This is a genomic window from Ruegeria faecimaris (assembly GCF_900182615.1).
Lineage (GTDB): Bacteria > Pseudomonadota > Alphaproteobacteria > Rhodobacterales > Rhodobacteraceae > Ruegeria > Ruegeria faecimaris.
This window is the reverse complement of sequence record NZ_FXTE01000009.1, coordinates 15,319-38,728: the sequence shown is the minus strand read 5'-3', so window position 1 is coordinate 38,728 and position 23,410 is coordinate 15,319. Positions and strand designations below refer to the sequence as shown.

At 57.4% G+C, this 23,410-nt stretch carries 23 protein-coding genes; 15 read left to right on the top strand and 8 right to left on the bottom strand.

Annotation, left to right across the window (positions count from 1 at the left end; genetic code table 11):
* Positions 1-52: 52 nt before the first annotated feature.
* On the top strand, positions 53-235 hold the full coding sequence (locus tag FN806_RS14220) for a hypothetical protein (RefSeq protein ID WP_142638281.1): 183 nt from the start codon (positions 53-55) through the stop codon (positions 233-235).
* Between the two features lie 75 nt (positions 236-310).
* Here the strand turns inward: FN806_RS14220 and hemH are convergent, their stop codons facing one another.
* A complete protein-coding gene (hemH, locus tag FN806_RS14215) occupies positions 311-1,360 on the bottom strand; it encodes a ferrochelatase (RefSeq protein ID WP_142638279.1) in 1,050 nt (349 codons plus the stop codon).
* Positions 1,361-1,417: 57 nt separating this feature from the next.
* The gene (locus FN806_RS14210) at positions 1,418-2,248 is read right to left on the bottom strand and encodes a methyltransferase domain-containing protein (RefSeq protein WP_142638277.1); all 831 of its coding nucleotides are present in this window, start codon (positions 2,246-2,248) and stop codon (positions 1,418-1,420) included.
* Positions 2,249-2,264: 16 nt separating this feature from the next.
* Here FN806_RS14210 and FN806_RS14205 point away from each other — a divergent pair, with 16 nt between their 5' ends.
* From FN806_RS14205 to FN806_RS14190, 4 genes are read left to right on the top strand one after another with little or no spacing between them, the layout of a single operon-like run.
* Complete coding sequence (locus tag FN806_RS14205; protein ID WP_142638275.1) at positions 2,265-2,993, top strand: ComF family protein; 729 nt, start codon at positions 2,265-2,267, stop codon at positions 2,991-2,993.
* Between the two features lie 37 nt (positions 2,994-3,030).
* A complete protein-coding gene (grxC, locus tag FN806_RS14200; RefSeq protein WP_142638273.1) occupies positions 3,031-3,288 on the top strand; it encodes a glutaredoxin 3 in 258 nt (85 codons plus the stop codon).
* Positions 3,288-4,118 carry a carbon-nitrogen hydrolase family protein gene (locus FN806_RS14195; RefSeq protein ID WP_142638271.1) on the top strand — a complete coding sequence of 277 codons (831 nt, stop codon included), beginning with the start codon at positions 3,288-3,290 and terminating at the stop codon, positions 4,116-4,118. Before grxC ends, FN806_RS14195 begins: the two co-directional genes overlap by 1 nt.
* Before the next feature lie 15 nt (positions 4,119-4,133).
* Positions 4,134-4,574, top strand: a complete 441-nt coding sequence (locus tag FN806_RS14190; protein ID WP_142638269.1) for a MarR family winged helix-turn-helix transcriptional regulator — start codon at positions 4,134-4,136, stop codon at positions 4,572-4,574.
* A gap of 2 nt (positions 4,575-4,576) precedes the next feature.
* Here the strand turns inward: FN806_RS14190 and ubiG are convergent, their stop codons facing one another.
* Positions 4,577-5,323 carry a bifunctional 2-polyprenyl-6-hydroxyphenol methylase/3-demethylubiquinol 3-O-methyltransferase UbiG gene (ubiG, locus tag FN806_RS14185; protein ID WP_142638267.1) on the bottom strand — a complete coding sequence of 249 codons (747 nt, stop codon included), beginning with the start codon at positions 5,321-5,323 and terminating at the stop codon, positions 4,577-4,579.
* A 48-nt stretch (positions 5,324-5,371) separates the two neighbouring features.
* On the opposite strand from ubiG, the gene pip reads away from it, so the two are divergent.
* The 6 genes from pip (at position 5,372) to infB (ending at position 12,664) form a co-directional block, all read left to right on the top strand.
* Positions 5,372-6,349 (top strand): prolyl aminopeptidase, encoded by a 978-nt coding sequence (gene pip / locus FN806_RS14180; protein WP_142638265.1) that lies wholly within the window; start codon positions 5,372-5,374, stop codon positions 6,347-6,349.
* Positions 6,346-7,167, top strand: coding sequence for an ABC transporter substrate-binding protein (locus FN806_RS14175; RefSeq protein WP_142638263.1), 822 nt, complete (start codon positions 6,346-6,348; stop codon positions 7,165-7,167). Before pip ends, FN806_RS14175 begins: the two co-directional genes overlap by 4 nt.
* Positions 7,168-7,328: 161 nt before the next feature.
* Positions 7,329-7,919, top strand: coding sequence for a ribosome maturation factor RimP (rimP, locus tag FN806_RS14170; protein ID WP_142638261.1), 591 nt, complete (start codon positions 7,329-7,331; stop codon positions 7,917-7,919).
* Complete coding sequence (gene nusA / locus FN806_RS14165) at positions 7,919-9,532, top strand: transcription termination factor NusA (RefSeq protein WP_142638259.1); 1,614 nt, start codon at positions 7,919-7,921, stop codon at positions 9,530-9,532. Before rimP ends, nusA begins: the two co-directional genes overlap by 1 nt.
* 22 nt (positions 9,533-9,554) lie before the next feature.
* Complete coding sequence (locus FN806_RS14160) at positions 9,555-10,178, top strand: RNA-binding protein (protein WP_142638257.1); 624 nt, start codon at positions 9,555-9,557, stop codon at positions 10,176-10,178.
* Positions 10,179-10,186: 8 nt separating this feature from the next.
* Positions 10,187-12,664, top strand: coding sequence for a translation initiation factor IF-2 (gene infB / locus FN806_RS14155; RefSeq protein WP_142638255.1), 2,478 nt, complete (start codon positions 10,187-10,189; stop codon positions 12,662-12,664).
* A 583-nt stretch (positions 12,665-13,247) separates the two neighbouring features.
* Here the strand turns inward: infB and FN806_RS14150 are convergent.
* Positions 13,248-14,843 (bottom strand): GMC family oxidoreductase, encoded by a 1,596-nt coding sequence (locus FN806_RS14150; RefSeq protein WP_142638253.1) that lies wholly within the window; start codon positions 14,841-14,843, stop codon positions 13,248-13,250.
* A gap of 109 nt (positions 14,844-14,952) precedes the next feature.
* Here FN806_RS14150 and FN806_RS14145 point away from each other — a divergent pair, with 109 nt between their 5' ends.
* The 4 genes from FN806_RS14145 (at position 14,953) to FN806_RS14130 (ending at position 19,071) form a co-directional block, all read left to right on the top strand.
* Positions 14,953-16,191, top strand: a complete 1,239-nt coding sequence (locus FN806_RS14145) for a TRAP transporter substrate-binding protein (RefSeq protein ID WP_142638251.1) — start codon at positions 14,953-14,955, stop codon at positions 16,189-16,191.
* 65 nt (positions 16,192-16,256) lie between these two features.
* Positions 16,257-16,922, top strand: coding sequence for a TRAP transporter small permease (locus FN806_RS14140; protein WP_142638249.1), 666 nt, complete (start codon positions 16,257-16,259; stop codon positions 16,920-16,922).
* On the top strand, positions 16,922-18,280 hold the full coding sequence (locus tag FN806_RS14135; protein ID WP_142638247.1) for a TRAP transporter large permease: 1,359 nt from the start codon (positions 16,922-16,924) through the stop codon (positions 18,278-18,280). The genes FN806_RS14140 and FN806_RS14135 overlap by 1 nt, the downstream gene beginning before the upstream one ends.
* A gap of 11 nt (positions 18,281-18,291) precedes the next feature.
* Positions 18,292-19,071, top strand: a complete 780-nt coding sequence (locus FN806_RS14130) for an IclR family transcriptional regulator (RefSeq protein ID WP_142638245.1) — start codon at positions 18,292-18,294, stop codon at positions 19,069-19,071.
* Between the two features lie 299 nt (positions 19,072-19,370).
* Here FN806_RS14130 and FN806_RS14125 read toward each other — a convergent pair whose 3' ends face one another.
* The 4 genes from FN806_RS14125 to FN806_RS14110 all read right to left on the bottom strand — a co-directional run bounded on the left by FN806_RS14125 (position 19,371) and on the right by FN806_RS14110 (position 23,374).
* A complete protein-coding gene (locus tag FN806_RS14125; RefSeq protein WP_142638243.1) occupies positions 19,371-20,198 on the bottom strand; it encodes an alpha/beta hydrolase in 828 nt (275 codons plus the stop codon).
* 3 nt (positions 20,199-20,201) lie between these two features.
* Positions 20,202-21,083, bottom strand: a complete 882-nt coding sequence (locus tag FN806_RS14120; RefSeq protein ID WP_142638241.1) for a tryptophan 2,3-dioxygenase — start codon at positions 21,081-21,083, stop codon at positions 20,202-20,204.
* A gap of 63 nt (positions 21,084-21,146) precedes the next feature.
* On the bottom strand, positions 21,147-22,175 hold the full coding sequence (tdh, locus tag FN806_RS14115) for an L-threonine 3-dehydrogenase (RefSeq protein WP_142638456.1): 1,029 nt from the start codon (positions 22,173-22,175) through the stop codon (positions 21,147-21,149).
* 14 nt (positions 22,176-22,189) lie between these two features.
* Positions 22,190-23,374: a glycine C-acetyltransferase gene (locus FN806_RS14110; RefSeq protein ID WP_142638240.1), complete on the bottom strand. Its 1,185-nt coding sequence runs from the start codon at positions 23,372-23,374 to the stop codon at positions 22,190-22,192.
* Between the last annotated feature and the right edge of the window lie 36 nt (positions 23,375-23,410).

Genomic DNA, 23,410 nt, shown 5'->3' with positions numbered 1-23,410 from the left:
TCTTGAGTGCATGGTTTCACTATACGGAACCGTGCGTATCCTGGAGGTTAATATGAAGAAACTCGTTCTCGCCGCTGCACTGACTGCTGCTGCTTCGACCGCTTATGCAGGCAACCTGGAAGAGCCGGTTGTTGAAGCACCTGTTGTTGTTGAAGAAACTCAGGGTTCGTCAAACGGCATCATCCTGCCGCTGATCCTGTTGGTTGTTGTTGCCGCAGCTGTTGCAGCAAGCTAATTCGACAAGCGATATCTAAAGAAAAGGCGGTGGAGCTTTCCACCGCCTTTTTTTGTGCCTAGTCGACTGGGTGGCTTAGTCCAGCCAACCCTTCAAATTATCCTCGATCACCTTGCCCAGGGCCGCTATGTGCGATTCGTCATCGTTCAGGCATGGGATATAGGTAAAGCTTTCGCCGCCCGCGTCCTCAAAACTCTCTTTGATCTCTTCGTTGATCTCTTCCAGCGTTTCGATGCAATCGGAGGAAAACGCTGGTGCGATAACGGCGATCTTCTTCTTACCCTGTTTTGCCAACTCGGCCACATGGTCGACCGTATATGGCTTGAGCCATTCTTCCGGGCCGAATCGTGACTGGAAGGTCGATACAAGCTGGTCGTCAGACCAGCCCAACCTTTCTTTCAGCAACCGAGTCGTTTTTGCGCATTGGCAGTGATAGGGGTCGCCTTGTTGCAGGTAGCGTTCCGGCATGCCGTGGTAGGAACAGACCAGTATGTCCGGTTTGTCCACCATCGCGGCATAGGCCTTTTCAACCGAGCCCGCCAATGCGTCGATATAGGCGGGTTCGTCAAAATAGGCGGGCACGGTACGGCTGGCGGGTTGCCACGTCTCATCCATCAGAGCGCGGAAAAACTGGTCATTGGCCGTGGCGGTCGTGGCGCCTGCGTATTGTGGGTACAGTGGAAAGAACAGAACCCGGTCGCAGCCTGCCGCGACCATTTCCCGGACTTTTGATTTTGTCGATGGGTTGCCGTAGCGCATGCAGAATTCCACCATGACCTTGTCGCCATAGCGTGCCTGCATCGCGTCACGCAATTTGGCGGTCTGGTCCTTGGTAATCGTCATCAGCGGGCTTTCGCCCTTGTCGTGGTTCCAGATCGACTTGTACGCCTCACCCGAGCTGAAGGGCCGTTTGGTCAGGATGATCCCCTGCAGGATTGGCTGCCATTTCCACTTGGGATAGTCGATCACGCGCTGGTCCGACAGAAACTCGTTCAAATAACGGCGCATGGGCCAATAGCTGTAATCGTCGGGCGTGCCGAGATTGGCCAGCAGGATGCCGACGCGGCCCGTTTTGACTTTGGGGTGATCCGCCGGGGCATGATCGGGGCGTGTGGCGTCAAACATGTTTCACTTCCTGAGATGTCTTTGCTTCGGGCTGAGATAACCGGAATTCCGCATTCGTCAATCGGACAGTTTGCCTTCGCTTGCGCCCAGAGCATCCGCAAGCCGCATCTGGGCCGAGCCCGGACGCAGCGGTTTTGGCTGGCCTTCATCGGGAGACCAGCCGGTTAGGCAGACCAGTTCGAATGTCGCCTTGAGGCGTTTCTGATCAGTGCTGAAATGGTTGGCATAGATGTGTTGCGCCCGGGCAAAGACCTGCCGGTTTGTGGGGTGTTTCATGCGGTTTTGCAGGCTGTTGGTTTCACCCATTGCCCGAAGGTCATGCATCAGGTGGGTCAGATCGCGATATTCCGCCGTCAATCGCGCGGTATCAGCAACCGGCAGGGCCAGTCCGGCGCGTTGCAGTAACCCGCCCAGATCGCGCAGCTCGGCCATCGGCGCGATGCGGGGGCTGAGGCCGCCCGTGACCTCAACCTCGGCCTGCCCAAGTGCGGCGCGCAGTTCCCGCAGGGTTTCACCGCCCAGACAGATCACCAGCAACAGCCCATCAGGTTGCAGCGCGCGGTGACACTGGATCAACTGCCCAACCGGATCATTAGCCCAGTGCAGAGCCATGGCATGGATCACCAGATCATGGGCACCGGGGGTCAAGTCCAGCACCTCGTTATCCGGGATGATCCGCGCCATTGGCAACACATCCTGCCAGACTTGCGCAAAAGGGGTCACGATCGCCGGGTCCGTAAAGCTTTTATTAACCAAGGCGAGCCGATCCTGAACCTCGTCAACTGCGGCGCGGTGCAAGAACAAGGCATCTTCCCGTGCGCGGGACCGACGCCGTGCAAGGATTGCGCGGTCGAACAGTGAGGGTGCGTTGGAATCAGGCAGTTTCATAGGGCGCAACTATCGCATGTGGCAGCGGATTCAAACCGCTGTCCAGATGATCTATCCCCCGCGCTGTCTGGGATGCGGTGATTTGACCGAGTCGGATTTCGGCCTCTGTGGCTCCTGTTGGCGTGAAACGCCCTTTATCGGTGGCGCTGTATGTGAAAGCTGCGGCGTGCCCTTGCCGGGTGAGGCCGATGGCCACCGAATCGAATGTGATGACTGTATGAAAACGCCGCGCCCCTGGCGCGATGGGCGGTCTGCGCTTTTGTATGATGGCAAGGCGCGATCCCTGATTCTGGCTCTGAAACACGGGGACCGGCCCGAGCTTGCACGCCCTGCGGCGCGCTGGATGGCCCTGGCGGGTCGGGATTTGTTTCGCGAGAACATGCTGATCGCGCCGGTACCGCTGCATTGGTCCCGGTTGCTGAAACGCAGGTACAACCAATCCGCCCTGTTGGCGCAGCATCTGGGGCGGCAAACCGGGTTGGAGGCCTGTCCGGACCTTTTGGTCCGACGGACAAGAACGCCGGTTTTGGATGGAAAAACAGCCGCACAGCGCATGGAAACGCTGGAGAATGCGATTGCAGCGCATCCCAGGCGGCTTCGGCAGATGCAGGGGCGCGATATTCTGCTGGTCGATGATGTCATGACATCAGGCGCAACATTGACCTCATGTGCACGTGTCTGTCGTGCATCCGGGGCAAATCATATTTTTGTGTTGACCCTAGCGCGCGTTGCCAAGGATACCTAACTCGCCCAGGATTGTGCGAAACCCAAAGGTACGGAATATGAAATCGGTAGAAATATATACCTCGCCGCTCTGTGGCTTCTGTCACGCTGCAAAACGGCTGTTGAATCAGAAGGGCGTCGAGTTTCAGGAAGTCGATGTCCTGAGGAACCCAAAACGCAAACCTGAAATGATCCAGCGCGCCGGTGGCAAGCGCACCGTACCCCAGATCTTTATCGGATCGCAGCATGTGGGTGGATGCGACGACCTGTATGAGCTGGAACGTCAGGGCAAGCTGGACGGTTTGCTGGCGGCCTGATGAAAAGCGTCCTGCTTCAGATCACCTCGTCGGATGATCCGGCTGAAAACCTGAAAATGGTGCGCGCCCTGATGTCCGAAGCGGCAGGGCAGGGTGCGCGGTTCGTTCTGACGCCCGAGGTGACGAATTGCGTGTCCACCTCGTCCACACGGCAGCGGGAAATCCTGCAATACGAAGAAGATGACCTGACACTAGCGGGGCTGCGCGAGCAGGCCGCGAGCCTGGGGATCTGGTTATTGATCGGCTCGTTGGCGATCAAAACACATGATGCGGGTGGTCGGTTTGCCAATCGGTCTTTCATGATTGATCCTCAGGGGCAGATCGTGGCGCGGTATGACAAGATCCACATGTTCGACGTGCAGGTGTCCGAGGCCGAGACGTTTCGCGAGTCCAAAAACTACCGTCCCGGCACACGAGCGGTCATAGCCGAGACAGATTTCGGCAAGGTGGGTCTGAGTATATGTTATGATATCCGCTTCCCCCAACTGTACGCATCTCTGGCGCAGGCTGGAGCGCGCATTCTGACGGTTCCAGCCGCTTTTTCACCGGTCACGGGTGAGGCCCATTGGAAGTCGCTGTTGCGGGCGCGGGCGATTGAAAACGGATGCTGGGTGTTGGCCCCGGCGCAGACCGGTGAACACCCTAAAACCAGGGGAAAGACCCGCAAAACCTACGGTCACAGCATGGTCGTTGCCCCATGGGGAGAGGTCGTCATCGACGCAGGGACCGATCAGGGCATTCACTTTTTCAATTTGGATGATAGTTCTGTTACAGAAGCACGAAGCCGCGTGCCTTCGCTGACACATGTCCGTCCCTTTGACGGCCCCTGATCCAGAATCTGGACTATGACAAACGATACCAATGCCCTCGCGGTCACGCTGTTCAGCGAGATCCTGACCGCAGACCAGTTATTGCGTAACCGGCTCAGCCGGGTGCTGCCCAGGGGCATGGAAATTTCGCATTTCTCGGTTTTGAACCATCTTGTCTTTGTCGGCAACGAACGCAGCCCGGCACAGCTAGCCGATACGTTTCACGTGACCCGAGGTGCCATGACCAATACCTTGGCCAAGCTGGAATGGGCCGGATATATCCACATCCGCCCCGACTGGGACGACGCCCGCCGCAAGATGGTCGCCATCAGCCCCGCTGGGCGGAGTGCTCGGGATCAGGCGATCTCCTCCATTGCGCCGCTGATCAACCGCGTGGTCGGAGAGCTGGGGCTGGAGCGGGTCCGCAGCACGCTGCCCGTGCTGCGGGATTTGCGATTGCAGTTGGAGGGGGAGTAGGTTCACCCCGGCTTCACGCTCGCCGTCACATAATTCACGCTTAAATCCCGGTCCGAGATCGACCAGCTCCACAGGATCGGGTTGAATACGAAACCCTTGCGGTCCACCGGGTCCAACCCGGCTTGACGCAACAGGTCGAACAACTCGTCAGGGGTGATGAACTTGTTCCACTCATGCGTGCCGCGCGGCAGCCAACGCATGATCACCTCGGCACCAAAGATGGCCATCGCATAGGATTTCGGGTTGCGGTTGATGGTCGAACAAATCTCAAGCCCACCTGGTTTCAGCAAATCCCGCGTGGCTGTCAGAAAGCTGAGCGGGTCGGCCACATGTTCGACCACCTCCATGTTCAGAATCACATCAAACTGCTCACCTGCGGCGGCCATCGCCTCGGCAGTGGTGTGGCGATAGTCGATCCCAAGCCCTGATTGCTCGGCATGGATGCGGGCGACGGGCAGGTTGCCCTCGGCGGCATCGGCGCCCACGACCTCGGCGCCAAGGCGAGCCATGGGTTCGCTCAGCAAGCCTCCTCCACATCCGATATCCAGCAGGCGCAGGCCCTCGAACGGGCGCGGGGCTTTCAGATCACGGTCAAATTCGCCTGCGATTTGCTGTGTGATATAATCCAGACGACAGGGGTTCAGCATATGCAGGGGCTTGAATTTCCCATGCGGGTCCCACCATTCGGCGGCCATCGCCTCGAATTTTGCGATCTCGGACGGGTCTACCGTGTTCGGATGCGCTTGCATTCCTGTCTCCGTATGCTCTTTTACGTTTAAGGACTATATAGGGCCATAATGGACAAGTACCCGGACCAAAAGCGCGCAGTGCAATATCTTTACCCGCCGATCGACCCGTTCGATCAGCGCATGGTCGATGTGGGCGATGGTCACCTTATCTATATGGAACAATGCGGCAATCCGGATGGCCTGCCGGTGGTCGTGTTGCACGGAGGCCCAGGTGGCGGATGCAGCCCCGCAATGCGGCGCTATTTCGATCCGGACGTCTTTCGGGTGATTCTGTTTGATCAGAGAGGCTGTGGACGCTCGCGCCCGCACGCGTCGGTCACAGACAACACAACCTGGCATCTGGTGGCCGATATCGAACGGCTGCGCACCCTGTTGAACATCAGTGACTGGGCCGTTTTCGGTGGAAGCTGGGGCGCAACCCTGGCGTTGATCTATGCGCAGGCGCATCCCGACCGGGTGAATAGGCTGATATTGCGCGGCGTGTTTCTGGCAACGCAGGCCGAGCTGGACTGGTTCTATGGTGGTGGCGCGGGCAAGTTCTGGCCCGAGCAATGGTCCAAGTTCACCGCTCTGCTCTCCGAGACTGAGCTTTCCGACACGATTGGGGCCTATAACAAACGTCTGTTCTCAGGGGATCGGGCGACTGAGGTTCTGTACGGACGGGCCTGGTCCGCCTGGGAAAATGCGCTGGCGTCAATCCATTCGAACGGATCCACCGGAGAAAGCCCGGGTGAGTATGCGCGCGCCTTTGCCCGGCTTGAGAATCACTATTTCATCAATCGGGCTTTCCTTGATCAGGACGGGCAGATTCTGGAGCAGATGGATCGGATCGCTCATATTCCCGGCCATATCGTTCAGGGCCGCTATGACATGATCTGCCCACCGCATTCTGCCTGGAACCTGGCCGAGCGCTGGCCGAATGTCGAATTGAAGATGGTCCGTCAGGCAGGCCATGCCCTGTCTGAACCCGGCATCAGTGCCGAACTGGTCCGCATTATGAACCGCGTGGCCGAGGGGGTAGCATGACCCGCATTGACCGCCGCGCGTTGTTTGCATCAGGTGCCGCTGCGGCGCTGTTGGCGGCAACAGGCGCCTCACTGGCGAATATGCCCAAGCCGGGCGGAACCCTGCGGCTTGCGGTGCCGCGTGACGACAGTCTTGAACAGGTTGCACGGGGGGCGGTGTTTGACACGCTGACCGAAATCGCACCGGACGGTACCTTGCGAGGTGAGCTGGCAACAGCATGGCAGACCGATACGGATGCCCGGATCTGGACGTTTGATCTGCGCGATGATGCGGTGTTCCACGACGGCGTAGCATTGGATATCGCTGATGTGATGGCGGTTTTGGCCGAAGTCGGGCGCGCCGAAGCGCTGGCCCCTAACCGGCTGCATCTTGAACTGGCCAAACCTAATCCCGGTCTGCCTTTCCTGCTGGCCGAAAGTCAATTTGTCATCCCGCGGGCTGGTCAGAGCGTCAAACCGCTGCAGATCGCCAATGGCACCGGATGCTACCGTGTCGAACGGGCTGAGGATGATCGCCACTTTCTGGGCCGCAAAGTTGTTGACCATTATAAGAGCACTCAGGCCGGCTGGGCGGATGCTTTTGAGATTATCGTCATTCCTGATGCCTGCGTCCGGGCCGAAGCATTGCGGGATGGCTATGTGGATATTGCTGCCCTGCCATCATCCGAAGGCTTGAATGGACTGCGCGGTCTGCGCCTTCACCCCAGCGAATCGGATATTGCGCTGGCTGCTGCTGCTCATGTTGGTATGCCCCAGCAGATCGGCGGCGCGCGCGCGCTGGACGACGGACGCATCGCTGAACGGTGGTGGTTGGCGTAAATTCCGGTCAGGGTTCCTGCCGGGGGTTGCAGACTCGGGAAACCCTGCGTATATGCAGTTGCAACAGCGGCGTGTCAGACTTCTGGTCTGGGGCTCCACCGGGAATTTCGACGGGCCGCGCGCCCGTTTTTTTGTGCCCGACTGACAGGGTAGAGTAGCTGATGACAAACGAACTGATAGCCAAAGCTGCCATTGATCGGAGACTGGCCGAGATCATCACCCCAGTGATCGAAGATCTGGGGTATGAGCTGGTCCGTATCCGCCTGATGAGCGGCAAGCAGACCACCTTGCAGATCATGGCCGACAAGCCCGATGGTGGCATCGAAGTGGATGATTGCGCCGAGATATCGAACGCAGTCAGTGCCACACTGGATGTCGAAGATCCGATCCTTGACGCCTATGCGCTGGAAGTGTCCAGCCCCGGCATCGACCGGCCTCTGACACGTCTCAAGGATTTTGAGATGTTCGAGGGCTATGAGGCAAAGATTGAAACCGCCGAACTGATCGACGGCCGTCGCCGCTTCAAAGGTGAGCTGGCCGGGATCGAAGGCGATGAGGTTTTGATCAATATCTCCGAGGGAGATGAGACAATCACCATCGGCTTGCAGTTTGACTGGCTAAGCGATGCCAAGCTGGTCCTGACCGATGATCTGATCAAAGAGATGCTGCGCCAGCGCAAGGACGCCGGTGCCCTGAACGAAAACGCTTTCGACGAGATTGAGACCGAAGGGTCCGAAGAGGAGACGAACTGATGGCAATCACCTCAGCCAACCAGCTGGAGCTGCTGCAGACCGCCGAGGCCGTGGCCCGCGAAAAGATGATCGACCCCGGTCTGGTTGTCGAAGCGATGGAAGAATCGCTCGCCCGTGCCGCCAAAAGCCGCTACGGCGCCGAGATGGATATCCGCGTCAGCATCGACCGCAAGACCGGCAAGGCGACTTTTACCCGCGTCCGCACTGTGGTTGAAGATGAGGAGCTTGAGAACTATCAGGCCGAGATGACCGTCGAGCAGGCCAAGCAATACATGGAAGCGCCGGAAGTCGGTAGCGTCTATGTCGAAGAAGTGCCTCCGGTCGAAATGGGCCGGATCGCGGCGCAATCCGCCAAGCAAGTGATTCTGCAAAAGGTTCGCGAAGCCGAGCGCGATCGCCAGTACGAAGACTTCAAGGATCGCGCAGGTACCATCATCAACGGTGCGGTCAAGCGCGAAGAGTTTGGCAATGTCATCGTCGATCTGGGCGGTGCCGAGGCTGTTCTGCGCCGCAACGACAAGATTGGCCGCGAAAGCTATCGCCCCAATGACCGTGTGCGCGCCTATATCAAGGAAGTTCGCCGCGAGGTTCGTGGCCACCAGATCTTCCTGTCGCGCACCGCGCCTGAATTCATGGCTGAACTGTTCAAGATGGAAGTGCCGGAAATCTATGACGGCATCATCGAGGTCAAAGCTGTTGCTCGTGATCCCGGATCGCGCGCCAAGATCGCTGTCATTTCCTATGACGGCTCGATCGACCCTGTCGGTGCCTGCGTTGGTATGCGCGGCAGCCGTGTGCAGGCCGTCGTGAATGAGCTGCAGGGCGAAAAGATCGACATCATTCCATGGAATGAAGATCAGCCCACCTTCCTGGTGAACGCGCTGCAGCCCGCCGAGGTGTCCAAGGTGGTTCTGGACGAAGAAGCCGGCAAGATCGAAGTTGTGGTTCCCGAGGAACAGCTGAGCCTCGCCATCGGTCGCCGTGGTCAGAACGTACGTCTGGCCAGCCAGCTGACCAACCTGGACATCGACATCATGACCGAGGCCGAAGAATCGGCGCGTCGTCAGAAAGAGTTCGAAGCCCGCACCGGCCTGTTTATGGAAAGCCTGGATCTAGACGAATTCTTTGCTCAGTTGCTGGTATCGGAAGGCTTCACCAACCTGGAAGAAGTCGCCTATGTCGAGCTTGACGAGCTGTTGGTCATTGACGGCGTCGACGAAGGCACCGCGCAGGAACTGCAGACTCGTGCGCGTGAGCACCTGGAAGCACAGGCCAAAGCGGCGCTGGATGCAGCGCGTGAGCTGGGTGTCGAGGACAGCCTTATTGAATTCGAAGGTCTGACACCCCAGATGGTAGAAGCGCTGGCCAAGGACGACGTGAAAACGTTGGAAGATTTTGCCACCTGCGCTGACTGGGAACTGGCTGGTGGTTGGACCACAGTTGATGGTGAGCGTATCAAGGATGACGGCGTTCTGGAGCCTTTTGGCATAACGCTGGAAGAGGCGCAGGATCTGGTCATGACAGCTCGGATCATGCTGGGCTGGGTCGATCCTGCTGAGTTGGAGCAGGCTGAAGAAGACGGCGTAGCGGCCGACGAGGAAGCCGAGGCCTGATCGCAGGCTTCGGGTGGCGCACATGGGTCGCGGTGGCGTCCATAAGGATCGGTCTGACGGACCCGAACGCAAGTGCATTGCCACTGGCGAGGTTCAGCCTAGATATGGGCTGATCCGCTTTGTGGTCGGGCCAGACGGTCAGGTCTTTCCTGATGTCGCGGCAAAACTGCCGGGGCGCGGTGTTTATGTCTCGGCCGACCGTAGCGCGTTGGATAAAGCCATCGGCAAGAAATTGTTCGCGCGGGGGTTCAAGGCGCAGGTCACTGTGTCAAAGGATCTGGCCGATGAGGTTGAAAAGCAGATTGCGCGGCGCGTGATCGAGCTTTTGAGCCTCGCGCGCAAGTCCGGTGATGCGGTTGCTGGCTATGAAAAGGTCAAGGCAATGCTGGACCGGGAAGAGGCCCAGATATTGCTTCAGGCGTCCGATGGATCGGGGCGCGGCAAGTCGAAACTCAGCACGCCGCACTTTGGGAAGTACATCGGCTGGTTGACCGCAGACGAACTTGGGGCGGCATTTGGGCGCCAAACCGTGATTCATGCGGCCTTGGCCTCTGGCGGACTCGCCAAACGTGTTGTAGAGGAAGCGCAGCGCCTGCATGGCTTGCGCGAAACGGATGACGGCGGCAAGGGCCGCGCGGAAGGGTAAGAAGCTTTATGAGCGATAGTGACGGCAAAAAGACATTGGGTCTTCGTGGCGGGGCGCGCCCCGGAAATGTGAAACAAAGTTTCAGCCACGGACGTACCAAGAATGTCGTGGTGGAAACCAAACGCAAGCGCGTGGTGGTCCCCAAGCCGGGTGCGGCCAAAACCGGTGGTGGAGCTACGCCATCAGGTGATCCGTCGCGTCGTCCAGCCGGGATTTCCGACGTGGAAATGGCGCGCCGGATGAAGGCGCTGCAGGCTGCCAAGGCGCGTGAGGTCGAAGAGGCCGCCGAGCGTCAGGCCGCTGAAATAGCGCGCGAGGAAGAGCGTGCCCGTCGCCGTGCGGAACTAGAGGCCAAAGAGCGCGAACAGCGCGAGGCCGAAGAACGCGCGCGCGCCAAGGCCGAAGAGGAAGAACGCAAGCGCAAAGAGGCTGAAGATGCCGCTAAGCGTGTCGCGGCGACCCCGACTCCAGAAGAGCCAAAAGCCGCCCGCAGCCCGGCCAGCAAGCCTGCGCCCGCAGCAACGCCACGCAAGCAGGATCGCGAGCGTGAACAACGCGGCACGCGCACCAAGGGCCGTGACGATAACCGCCGTTCAGGCAAGCTGACTCTGGGTCAGGCGACCGGTGGTGAAGGTAATCGTCAGCGTTCGATGGCAGCCATGAAGCGTAAGCAAGAGCGCGCGCGTCAGAAAGCCATGGGCGGCGCGGTCGAGCGGGAAAAGGTTATCCGCGACGTACAGCTGCCCGAGGCGATTGTCGTGTCCGAGCTGGCCAACCGTATGGCCGAGCGTGTCGCGGACGTTGTCAAATCGCTGATGAACATGGGCATGATGGTCACGCAGAACCAGACCATTGACGCTGATACTGCGGAACTGATCATCGAAGAATTTGGCCACAAGGTCACGCGCGTCTCGGCCTCTGACGTCGAGGATGTCATCAAAGAGATCGAAGACAGCGAAGGCGATCTGCAGTCGCGTCCGCCGGTTATTACCATCATGGGTCACGTTGACCACGGTAAGACCTCGTTGCTGGACGCGATCCGCGACGCTCGCGTTGTGGCGGGTGAGGCCGGGGGTATTACCCAGCATATTGGCGCTTATCAGGTGAAAACCGATGGCGGCACAACGCTGTCTTTCCTGGATACACCGGGCCACGCGGCCTTTACCTCGATGCGTTCGCGCGGGGCACAGGTCACGGATATCGTGGTTCTGGTTGTTGCTGCGGATGACGCGGTGATGCCGCAGACGATCGAGGCGATCAACCACGCCAAAGCGGCGGGTGTCCCGATGATCGTTGCGATCAACAAGGTCGACAAGCCGGATGCGAACCCGGACAAGGTTCGCACCGATCTGCTGCAGCACGAAGTCATCGTTGAGAAAATGTCGGGTGAGGTTCAGGACGTCGAAGTGTCTGCCATCACCGGTCAGGGTCTGGACGAGCTTCTGGAAGCCATCGCGCTGCAATCCGAAATTCTTGAGCTGAAAGCCAACCCGAACCGCGCCGCCCAAGGCGCTGTGATCGAGGCTCAGCTGGATGTGGGTCGCGGACCTGTTGCCACCGTTCTGGTTCAGACCGGTACATTGCGTCAGGGCGATATCTTTGTTGTGGGTGAGCAATACGGTAAAGTCCGTGCGCTGATCAACGACAAGGGCGAACGCGTCAAAGAGGCAGGACCCTCGGTTCCGGTTGAGGTACTGGGTCTGAATGGCACGCCCGAGGCCGGGGACGTTCTGAACGTGACCGAGACTGAAGCGCAGGCGCGTGAAATCGCCGCCTACCGTGAACAGGCCGCCAAGGACAAACGCGCCGCCGCCGGTGCCGCAACCACCCTTGAACAGCTGATGCAAAAGGCCAAGGAAGACGAAAACGTCACCGAACTGCCAATTCTGATGAAAGCGGACGTGCAGGGTTCTGCCGAAGCCATCGTTCAGGCGATGGAGAAGATCGGCAACGACGAAGTACGCGTGCGGGTGCTGCATTCAGGCGTCGGCGCGATCACCGAAACGGATGTCGGCTTGGCGGAAGCGTCCGGAGCCCCGATCCTGGGCTTCAACGTGCGTGCCAATGCTTCAGCCCGGAATACCGCGAACCAAAAGGGCGTGGAAATCCGCTACTACTCGGTGATCTACGATCTGGTCGACGACGTGAAAGCCGCCGCTTCCGGTCTGCTGAGCGCCGAGATCCGCGAAAAGTTCATCGGTTATGCCGAGATCCGCGAAGTCTTCAAGGTTACGGGCGTTGGCAAGGTTGCTGGCTGTCTGGTTACAGAAGGCGTGGCGCGTCGTTCCGCAGGTGTCCGCCTGCTGCGCGACAACGTCGTGATCCACGAAGGCACGCTGAAAACGCTGAAGCGCTTCAAGGACGAAGTGGCCGAGGTTCAGTCGGGTCAGGAATGCGGTATGGCATTCGAGAACTACGACGATATCCGCGCCGGCGACGTCATCGAAATCTTCGAGCGCGAAGAGGTCACCCGGACACTGGATTGATCCGGACAGAACTGAAATTCGGAAAACAGCGGCTCCAACGGGCCGCTGTTTTTCTTTTGGAGAGCTGACGTGAGCCTTTGACTTTTCGCGCGAGTTTTTCTGAGGTTAATCATCAAGTCGCACCGGGTAGCCTTGGTTCAAGAGGCAAAGTAAATCTAGGTTGCTGTCGGCTATGCGGACTTAGCGGCCAATAGGGTTCACCGACGCAGTGCCCGTAGCCAGGCTCAGGCTCGCGACCACGTGCTGTGTATATCTCTCTGCAAGTGAAGTACTTGTACGCCAAAAATAGGAAAGTGGACGTTCCGATTTGAACTATTGGAAAAGCAAGTAGTGTCCGCGACCGCTTATGCATGTTTCGTGAGATTGGTTTGACGTCAAAATCTGAGCTGGATGCAGCACAGATCGTTGACCAAGAGTCGCCCTCCCAGATCACGGTCAGTCATGAGACAAGAGTTGGCAAAGTGCGAGTTGCGATCAGACATAATCAACAGAACAGCTTGAGCTTGCGCGACTGGCACACCGATCCATCGGTTGCGAGTGTTTTGGGCATTCTGCATCGCACACAGGCAAGATGGAGGGCCTGTCAGGCATCCGCGATTATCAAATCGCTCGCCTTTTCCCCGATCATGATTGCCGGTGCGTTGGTGTTGCCACTGACGATCTCGGGCATGATCGAACAATCGGCCACGCGCAGATTTTCTAGTCCGTGAACCCTTAGTTTAGGATCGACAACAGATGCCTCAGAGCTTCCCATCGCACAGGTGCCGGTTGGGTGGTAGATTGAGGTCGAATTCGACCTAGCCCAATCCAGCGTAGCGTCATAGTCGTTGCAATTCAGATCTGCTGTTGGTCGAAACTCTTCCGAAATCTTCGAGGCCAAAGGGTTTTTCTTGGCAATTCGCCGCGCGATATTCACGCCATCGACGATGGTCCTGCAATCTGTTTCTGTGGACAAGTAGTTCGGTATGATCTTGACATGTTTGGACGGATCGGGGCCGTTCAGGCGCAACTCCCCCCTGCTTTCTGGGCGCAGCTGGCAGACCGACATTGTAAAGGCCGAGAACGGGTGTACGCCCTCGCCCGGGCTGTCAGCGGACCAGGGTTGGACATGAAACTGTATATCGGGTGTCTCTACATCCGGGCGCGTTTTCATAAAGCCGGTGGCGAGGCTGGCCGCCATTGTCATAGGCCCTGCACGGAACAGTGCATATTTCAGAGCGATGCGCGCCTGATTGAACAGGCTGCGGACTTCATCATTCAGTGTTGGTTCATTGCACTTGAACACCAGGCGCGCCTGTAAATGATCCTGCAAGCCCTTACCGACGCCAGACAGGGTGTGAAGCGGTTCGATTCCGTTTTCTTTGAGGTGGTCCGGGTCTCCAATCCCCGACAACATCAGGATCTGGGGCGAATTGATCGCGCCGCCAGACAGGATAATCTCGCGTCGAACCTTCAGAGTTTGCTCGACCCCTGACCTGTCCCGGTAAACCAGCCCGGTCGCCTTTTTCCCGTCCAAAACCACGCGCGTCACAAATGCGTTGGTGATGATGTTCAGATTCTGACGACTTCGAATGGGTTTGAGATAAGCCACAGCCGCGCTGCAGCGACGGCCGTTGCGGGTGGTCAGTTGGAAATACCCCACGCCCTCTTGTTCAGCACCGTTGTAGTCGGGGTTGAACGGGTAGCCTGCGGCCTGTGCCGCGGCAACCCAGGCGTCGCAAATGGGGCGTTGAATGCGCATGTTCGAAACAGACAAAGGCCCGCCAATGCCGTGAAACTCATCTTCACCGCGTTCTTGATCTTCGCAGCGTTTAAACAGGGGCAAGACATCGTCCCACCCCCATCCCTCATTGCCCATTTGCCGCCAGCGATCGTAGTCTTCTTTCTGGCCGCGGACATAAAGCAGCCCGTTCAGCGAGGATGAGCCGCCCAGCACCTTGCCTCGTGGCCAGTCTATGGATCGTCCATTAAGCCCCGGATCGGGTTCAGTGCGATAGCACCAGTCAACCGACGGGTTGTGCATTGTTTTAAAATAACCGACCGGAATGTGAATCCACGGGTTGGTGTCGCGACCGCCAGCCTCCAGCAATGCGACGGTCGTATTGGGATCAGCACTCAAACGGTTGGCAATGACACAGCCCGAAGATCCTGCTCCGACTACCGCATAATCGACTTCCATAACTGTCTCCTCCCGACGCGACTGAAAAAAACTCTATGCAAGATGCGAGAAATATACTAGCCTTTTTTGATACAAAACGTCTCATTAATTGCGATCAGGGAGGTAGGCAATGGAGATCGGTAAGAAACTAAGTGGCATTTCCCGGCGAGATTTTTTTCGTGTGGCCGGGCGGTATGGCATGAGTTCGACACTGCTGGCGGCAGGTGGGTTCGGTGGCGCGATGAGCCTGGCGAATCTGGCGCAGGCAGCCGAATCAACCTATGAAAAGCGCTTCTCGAAAGAGCCAAAGCACACGCTTAAATTTGGCGCATCGGGCTTTAACACCCGCAATCTGCTGATCGAACGCGCCGGCGCGATCGAGTTTGCACGCGATCTGGAAGAGCGCACGGACGGTGAAATTCGGATCGAGTTCATTGGCGATAACCAGATCTGCGGCCAGCTGAGCTGTGTTGAAAAAACCCAGCAGGGCATTGTTGATATTTACGCGGCCTCGACCCAGAACTCGGCTGGAGGCGCGCCGTATCTCAACGTGCTGGACTATGCTTACATGTTCCCCAGCCGGGCAGCGCAGTATCACTTCTTCTACAGCCCGGCGAGCCAGCGCATTCTGCGTGATCCGCTTGAGAAACGGCACGGCCTGAAGTTCCTGTTTACCCACTGTGAATTGCGCGGCCTGCAAATGGGTTCGACCTTTGCCGACAAGCCGACCGTCACCAAACTGGAAGAGCTGTTCGGTACAAAGAACCGTGTGACGGGTACGCAGCTGGGACGCATTGCGATGCAGCTGTTGAACCTGAATCCGGTACCGGTTGCATGGGAAGAAACTCTGGATGCGTTGAAGACTGGTCTAATCGACGGGGCTGAAACGTGGGCATCGGCCGTCGCATATGCCAACATGGCTCCAGTGGTGTCGCAGTCAGTCAACCTGAAATTCTTCTGCGGCACTGAACATACCTCAATGTCGGCCAAAGTGTTCGACAGTCTGGGCGGGGAGCTGCAGGATGCTGTGATGGAGTCTTCCTACTTTACGCAGGCTTTGATTCAAGGTGCCAATGAAGCGGCTTTGCTGAACACTGTCGGTTTCTCGGAACCGCAGCTGCCTGATACTATCTTCGCCGAAAATGGAGTACGTCCGGCATTCCTGCCAGATGATCAGATCAAACTGGCCGAAGAGATGTGCGCCCCGAACTACAACCCCGAACCTTGGGCGCAGTGGCGTGAGCGTTTGAACAAATGGGCCGGTGGCATCGATACCTATCAGGAAATCTACGACATCGCGCGTGAGATTCCGGCAGACACCCTGCCGGAAAACGTAGAACCGCGCCGTTGGTGGAAAGGCGAAGCCTGATACAAAAGACGAACCGGCCCCAAGCGGGCCGGTTCTAATACACACCGACTGGGAGGACGGGGTACATGTCGTTTTGGGCAGACACAGGCGCGATCTTCAGTGCCTTTCTCAGCCAGGATTCGTTCGAGATTCAATCAGCGCTGGAATCGGACGCCGCATGGGTGTTGGGCGCGGTTGTTTCAGCCATGGGCGGATTCGTGATCATGCTGATCTATCGGACAGTGCCGTTTATCGAGCGCCATCTGGAGCGGTCGGTGATGGTATATTCTTACCTCGCCATTGCGTTGATCATTTTCTGGGGCGTGATCGACCGATTCGTGTTCAACGATCAAGAACCGTGGTCCACCACTATCCCTCCCTTGTTGTTTATGGTGATGGCGTGGTTCGGGGCCACGTACAATGTTCGCCTGCGGACGCATCTGAGTTTCAATGAGTTCCGCACCGCAATGCCCCGAGGCGGGCAGTTGGCCTGTTTGATCCTTGATGCGGTGTTGTGGTTCATCTTTGCCGTGATCGTCATCGTGACGACCACGCGACTGGTTGCGTTATCGGCGTCAAATTTTCAGATCGTTCTCGGCACGGACAATATCATGCAGTGGTGGTTTTTGCTGGCCGCGCCTCTTTCGTTCTTTTTGATGATCGGGCGTGTGTTTCAGAACCTCGCCGACGATCTGCAAAACTGGAAAACAGGTGAGCCGCTGATCAAGCAGGCCGTGATCGGAGCAGACTGATGACAGACGGAACTTTGGTTACACTGATCTCACTTGGGGTTACCTTTCTGTTCATGCTGGGCGTGCCGGTGTTTTTGGTCATCGGCTATTGGGTGATCGGCTGCTCATTCGTCCTTGGCTTGACGCTGGACAATATGGGGGCCGAACTGTTGAACGTGTTCAACAAAGGCTTTGCCCTGCTCGCGATGCCGCTCTTTATCCTGACCGGAGACCTGATCAACAAGTCTGGTATTGCCCGAAGGCTCAGCGATTTCGCCTATGCCTGTCTGGGCTGGATACGTGGTGGGTTGGCGATGGCATCGCTTGGTGCCTGCGGGTTATTCGCGGCGATTTCGGGATCAAACTCGGCGACGACAGCCACAATTGGTTCGATGCTGCACCCCGAGATGGTCAAAGGTGGCTATGACGAACGGTTCAGCGCGGCGACCGCTGCGGCAGGGGGTACTGTAGGGATCATTATCCCGCCTTCCATTATCTTCATCGTCTATGGCTTCTTGATGAACCTTCCTATTTCCGAGTTGTTCGTGGCGGGCATTCTTCCGGGCGCGCTCATGGTCTTTGGTATGCAATTCGCGTGCTGGATCATTTGCCGCATGAACGGGTGGGGCCATCTGATCCCTTTGCAGCTCAACCGGATACTGAAAACGGCATTTGGCGCCTGGCTTGGATTTTTCGCCATTGGGCTGGTGCTGTGGGGCATCTACACAGGCAAGTTTTCCCCGACAGAAGCCGCGGGCGTGACGGTTGGCTTCTGTGTGATCGCTGGTTTGGTCAGCTATCCGATCAACCGGATTATGGGGGCCAGAAACGACATATCGCCAACCGAGAAGAGTTACGCCGAAATGTTCGTGGTCGAAGGCTTTACGATCCCCGAGATCCCCTCGATCGTCATCCGCTCGGCCCAGATCACCGGCATCCTCGCGCCTCTGATCGCGATATCAGTGGTGATGCAACAGATCTTGTCATTGCTCGGCGCGCAGCAGACAATCGGGGATTTCGTGACTTCAATGGGTGGATACTATGCGGTTCTGTTCACGTCGATGGTGATTGTTTTCTTCTCGGGTATGGTTCTGGAAAGCCTACCTGTAACCATAATTCTCGCCCCAATTCTTGCGCCAATCGCGGCCTCGGTTGGGATTGATCCAATCCATTTCTCGGTGATCTTCCTTGTGGGGGCGTCCATTGGATTCATCACACCACCTTATGGGCTGAACCTCTATGTGGCTTCAGGAGTAACAGGAGTACCTTATTTCCGGTTGCTTCGGTATACGGTACCCTATCTGGTGGCGCTTCTTTCTGTTTGGATTTTAGTGTCGCTTGTGCCCGATCTGGCCTTGATACTGCTGCCAAATAGCTAGACTGTTGCAGGATGGCCGAGACGGAAACACAAGAAAAAGAAACTCAAATACCAACCAACCTCCGCCTCTTGCTGATCCTCGAGGAGGTGGCGCGGCGTGGCGTTTCCGTAAAACCATCGGATCTGATTGAGGCATTAGGTCTGGCCAAGCCAACAATTCACCGTCTGCTGCAAACCGCAGAAGCCGAAGGGTTTCTGCAGCGGGATCTCGATGGCAGATCATATGGCCCGGGACACCGGCTGCGACTGCTATCGGTCAACACCATGTCGTCCGAGCATTTGCGCACTGCGCGACTGGCGATCTTGCGCAGTGTGGCTGAAACTGTTGGCGAGACATGTAATCTCGCCATTCCAGACCGCGAGGGCATGATCTATCTCGACCGGGTGGAAACGAAGTGGCCCCTGCGAATTCAACTGCCGGTCGGGACACAGGTGCCCTTCCATTGCACGGCCAGCGGCAAGATGTACCTGTCCACACTACGGCAAAGAAAGCTGGATGGGTTTCTTTCGGCAGGACATCTACAACCACAAACCGAACGCTCGCTGACCGATCCCAAGGCATTGCGATCTGAGATCCGACGTATCTCTGAGAATAGTTATTCCACCGATGACGAGGAATTCATGACCGGAATGACTGCCCTAGCAGTACCCGTTCAGGATGGACAAGGCCGATTGGTAGGCACGCTTTCGGTTCACGCGCCGACACAACGTCATGACGTCAACAGTCTGATGTCGTTTCTGGGCATACTTCAGAAGGGAGCGAAGCAGCTTTCGGCTCTTTTGAGCCAGTGACTAATGCTTCAGATGACAGTCAAAGCGTGATTTTTTTCACCATCTGCGAATTCGATCATCGACCGGTTTGGAGAATTCTGCACCAGAACGGATGAGAGCGCGATAAAAGTTCCGTGTACTCCGTTCGTTCAACTTTGCAGAGTCGACATTAGCGCACCGCTGCCATTCCTAGCTAGCGCAGCATCTGTCACTCTGGGCTCAAACCGGACACTTGCGGTACCGCCACAAATGCAGGGATATGGCGACTGGCTCAGTGCATGACGCAAAGGTCAGAATATTCTTTCGCCCAACACCTATGACTACCGAGGAGCCGGCAGGAACGTGCTTGCGTGCATGATGATGTCGAAATGCTGCATCCCTTTCTGCAGATCAAAACTGACAGAATGCCCGCCTTTACGCAGCAATTCCGCATAGTCCCGGCTTTGACGAATGAATTCGGGTGTGTCGCGCTCGGCGACGGTTACATGGTAACGCGGACCGGGGGCGGGCAGGTGCAGAATGGGTGAGAGATCGTGTATTTCGACCGGGGTCAGTTGCAGCGGGTCATTCACCGGCGTCAGGCTGATCGGTTCAAGATCATAGACGCCGCTAATCAGAATCACCTCTCGTACCCGCAAGCCGGCGCGGGCTAGCGCATCGGCTGAAGTCGCCATCATCATGGCCGCCAGATGTGCCCCGGCGCTGTGCCCCGACAAGGTGATCTGCGCCGGATCGAACCCAAGGGCCGTCGCCTGTGATCCCAGCCAAAGCAGGGCATCGCGGCACTCTTTGATCATCTGATCCAGTCGGGCCTCAGGTGCGAGCGTATAGTTCAGCGTTGCAAAGGCTTGCCCGTTTTCCACCAGTGTAGGGGCCATCATCGCCGACTCACGCTGACTGAGCGCCTGCCAGTAACCTCCGTGAATAAAGACATGCAGCGGAGCGTTGGCCGTCGACGCAGGAAAGAAGTCCAGTACCTGTTCAGATGTTTCGCCGAAGGGCAGGTTTTCCCGGCATTCCATCCGGGCGCGGTTCTGCGCACTCAGCGCGGCGTAGCTTTCAAGATAGGGTGTCAGATCGCCGCCAACCATCGAACTGGGAGAATACTCCTGCTCCAGCTCAGTCTGAGTGAAACCACGATACAGCATCGCCTACTCCTGCCCGCTATACATCAATTCGGTGCGCACATCGTAGAGATCGTGAAAGAACCGCAAGTCCAGCGCTTTGCGCAGGAACGACACACCGCTGGACCCGCCTGTACCTGGCTGGTTGCCAATAACTCTCTCGACCGCTGTGACATGGTCAAACCGCCAGCGCTGGAACAGAGATTCAACGTCCATCAGCTTTTCGGCCAGCGCATAGAGGTCCCAATACTGATCGGTATTGTGAAACACCTGAGCCCAGATTTTCACCACGCGCGGGTCGCCGGAATATGGTTGTGCAAAGTCACGGTTCAGCAGGTCATCAGGCACGTCAAACCCTTGCCGGGCCAGCATGTGCAGCACTTCGTCGTAAAGCGAAGGCTTGGTCAGTGCGGCATCCAATAATTCCATGACTTCGGGATCATGCTGGTGAACCTTCAGGGTCGAGGCATCTTTGTTGCCCAGAATGAATTCAATCTGACGATAGCCATAGCTTTGAAATCCCGAGGAGCTGCCAAGTGCTTGCCGAAAGGTCATGTAATCGGCGGGGGTCATGGTCAGAAGCGTTTCCCACGCGGAAATCAACTGCCGCTGGATTGCTTTGACCCGGTCGAGATTCTTCATTGCCGGGCCAAATTCGTCCTCTTGCAGAAAGCGGCGCACTTCGACCAGCTGGTGATGCATCAGCTTCAGCCACAGCTCGCTGACCTGATGGATGATGATGAACAGCATCTCATCTGGTTGCGCGGGATCCTGAAACGTCTTTTGCAGATTCAGTAGGGTTTTGAGCTGCAGGAAGTCGCCATAGCTCTTGCGGTGGGTTTCGGCGAAATCCGTGACCAGAGTGTCCTCGATCCCGCGTTCAAGATACCGGTTGTCCTTGTCGCTCATCTGCGCCTCCAAACACCTGAGTTCCCTCCTGTTTAGGGGGTGAAGCCGTTTAACGCCAGAGGGTTAGGTCCAATCCAGAACAACCTTGCCGGATCGACCTGATTTCATCTCGCCAAAGCCCTTGGCGAATTCATCAACCTTGAAACGGTGCGTGATCACTCGGCTGACATCCAAGCCGTTCTGTAACATGGCAATCATCTTATACCAGGTCTCGAACATCTCGCGCCCATAGACACCTTTGATTGTGATGGCCTTGAATACGATGCGGGACCAGTCCACGGGGGATTTTCCAGGTGGGATGCCCAGCAGAGCGATCTTGCCGCCCATCACCAGTGCCTCGACCATCTGGTCCAGTGCAATTTGTGAACCTGACATCTCAAGCCCGACGTCAAAACCTTGCTGCATGCCCAGTTCGGCGATCACGTCCTGCAAATCTTCCTTGGTCACATCGACAGGGCGCAATGTTGGCACAACATGCGCAGCCAGCGTCAAGCGGTCCGGATTGATATCGGTGATCACCACATGCCGCGCGCCTGCATGGCGGGCCACGGCGGCGGCCATGATGCCGATGGGGCCTGCACCGGTGATCAGCACATCCTCACCCAGCAGATCAAAGCTGAGTGCAGTGTGCACAGCATTCCCCAACGGGTCGAGAATGGCTCCGATTTCGTCGGGAACGTCATCGGGCAGGGGTACCACGTTGAAGGCAGGTAGTTTCAGGTATTGCGCAAAGGCACCCTGTTCATTGACGCCGATTCCGCGCGTGCCGGGATCCAGATGGAACTTGCCAGCGCGGCTTTGGCGGCTGTCGGTTGTGATCAGGTGCCCCTCGCCGGAGCAGCGCTGGCCGATCTCAAGCCCGGTCACGTTGCGCCCGATCTCAACGATTTCACCGGCAAATTCATGGCCGGTGATCATCGGGGTGGGCACCGTGGCGGCGGCCCAGTCGTCCCAGTTCCAGATGTGGATATCGGTGCCGCAGATGCCGGTCTTGTTGATGCGGATCAGCACTTCATCAGGGCCGATCTCGGGCACCGGGGCCTGCACCATCCACAGCCCCTCCTCGGGCTTGGATTTTTCCAGCGCTTTCATCGTATTGGGTCGCATCAGATAATCCCCAGCTCTTTGCCGACCTTGCCAAAGGCGGCCAGCGCACGGTCCAGCTCATCCTTTGTCAGCGTCGCATTCATCTGCGTTCTGATCCGTGCCTTACCGCGCGGGACGACGGGGAAGAAAAAACCCGAAACATAAACGCCTTCGTCAAACAGCTTTGCGGCCATGTCCTGCGCCAGTTGTGCTTCGCCCAGCATTACCGGGATGATCGGGTGTTCGCCGGGTAGAAGGTCAAAACCCAACTTTTCCAATCCCGCGCGCCAATACTTGGCGTTGCCGAACAGTTGCGCGCGCAGCATGTCGCCCTCTTCGACCAGACGGATGGCTTCGATCCCGGCAGCAACGATTGAAGGCGGCAGCGAATTTGAGAACAGATAGGGCCGCGCCCGCTGCCGCAGCAGGTCGATCACCGGCTGCGGCCCGGCGATATAACCGCCGATTGCCCCCCCAAGTGCCTTGCCCAAGGTTCCCGTCAGAATATCCACAGCGACACCGAAATGATCCGGTGTACCGGCCCCGTTCGGACCCATGAATCCGGTGGCATGGCAGTCATCGACCATGACAATGGCGTCATATTTGTCCGCCAGTTCGCGGATTTTCGGCAAGTTAGCCAGATAGCCATCCATCGAAAACACACCGTCTGTCGCGATCATGATGTGACGCGCGCCGTCCTCGCGTGCCTGCTTCAGCCAGGCCTCCAGATCGTTCATGTCGTTGTTCAGATAACGATAACGTTTGGCCTTGCACAACCGTACCCCGTCGATGATTGAGGCATGGTTCAGACCGTCCGAGATTATGGCATCTTCAGGCCCTAACAAAGGCTCAAACAGCCCTCCATTGGCATCAAAACAGGCTGCAAACAGGATCGCATCGTCCTTATTCAGGAATTGTGCCAGCTTCTGTTCCAGCTCACGGTGAATGTCCTGTGTGCCACAAATAAACCGGACCGAGGCCATGCCGAACCCTTTGGGTTCCATCGCGTCTTTGGCGGCGGCGATCAGTGCCGGATGATCGGCCAGACCCAGATAATTGTTGGCGCACAGATTGATGACCTGCCTGTCGCCCACAGTAATCTCGCCGCCCTGGGGCGAGGTGATCATTCGTTCACGCTTGTACAGACCCTCCGCTTCGATCTGCACGAGGGTGTCGGTGACATGGGACAGGAATGCATCTGACATGGCGATCTCCGTTCAACTGAGTCGCATGTCTAACAT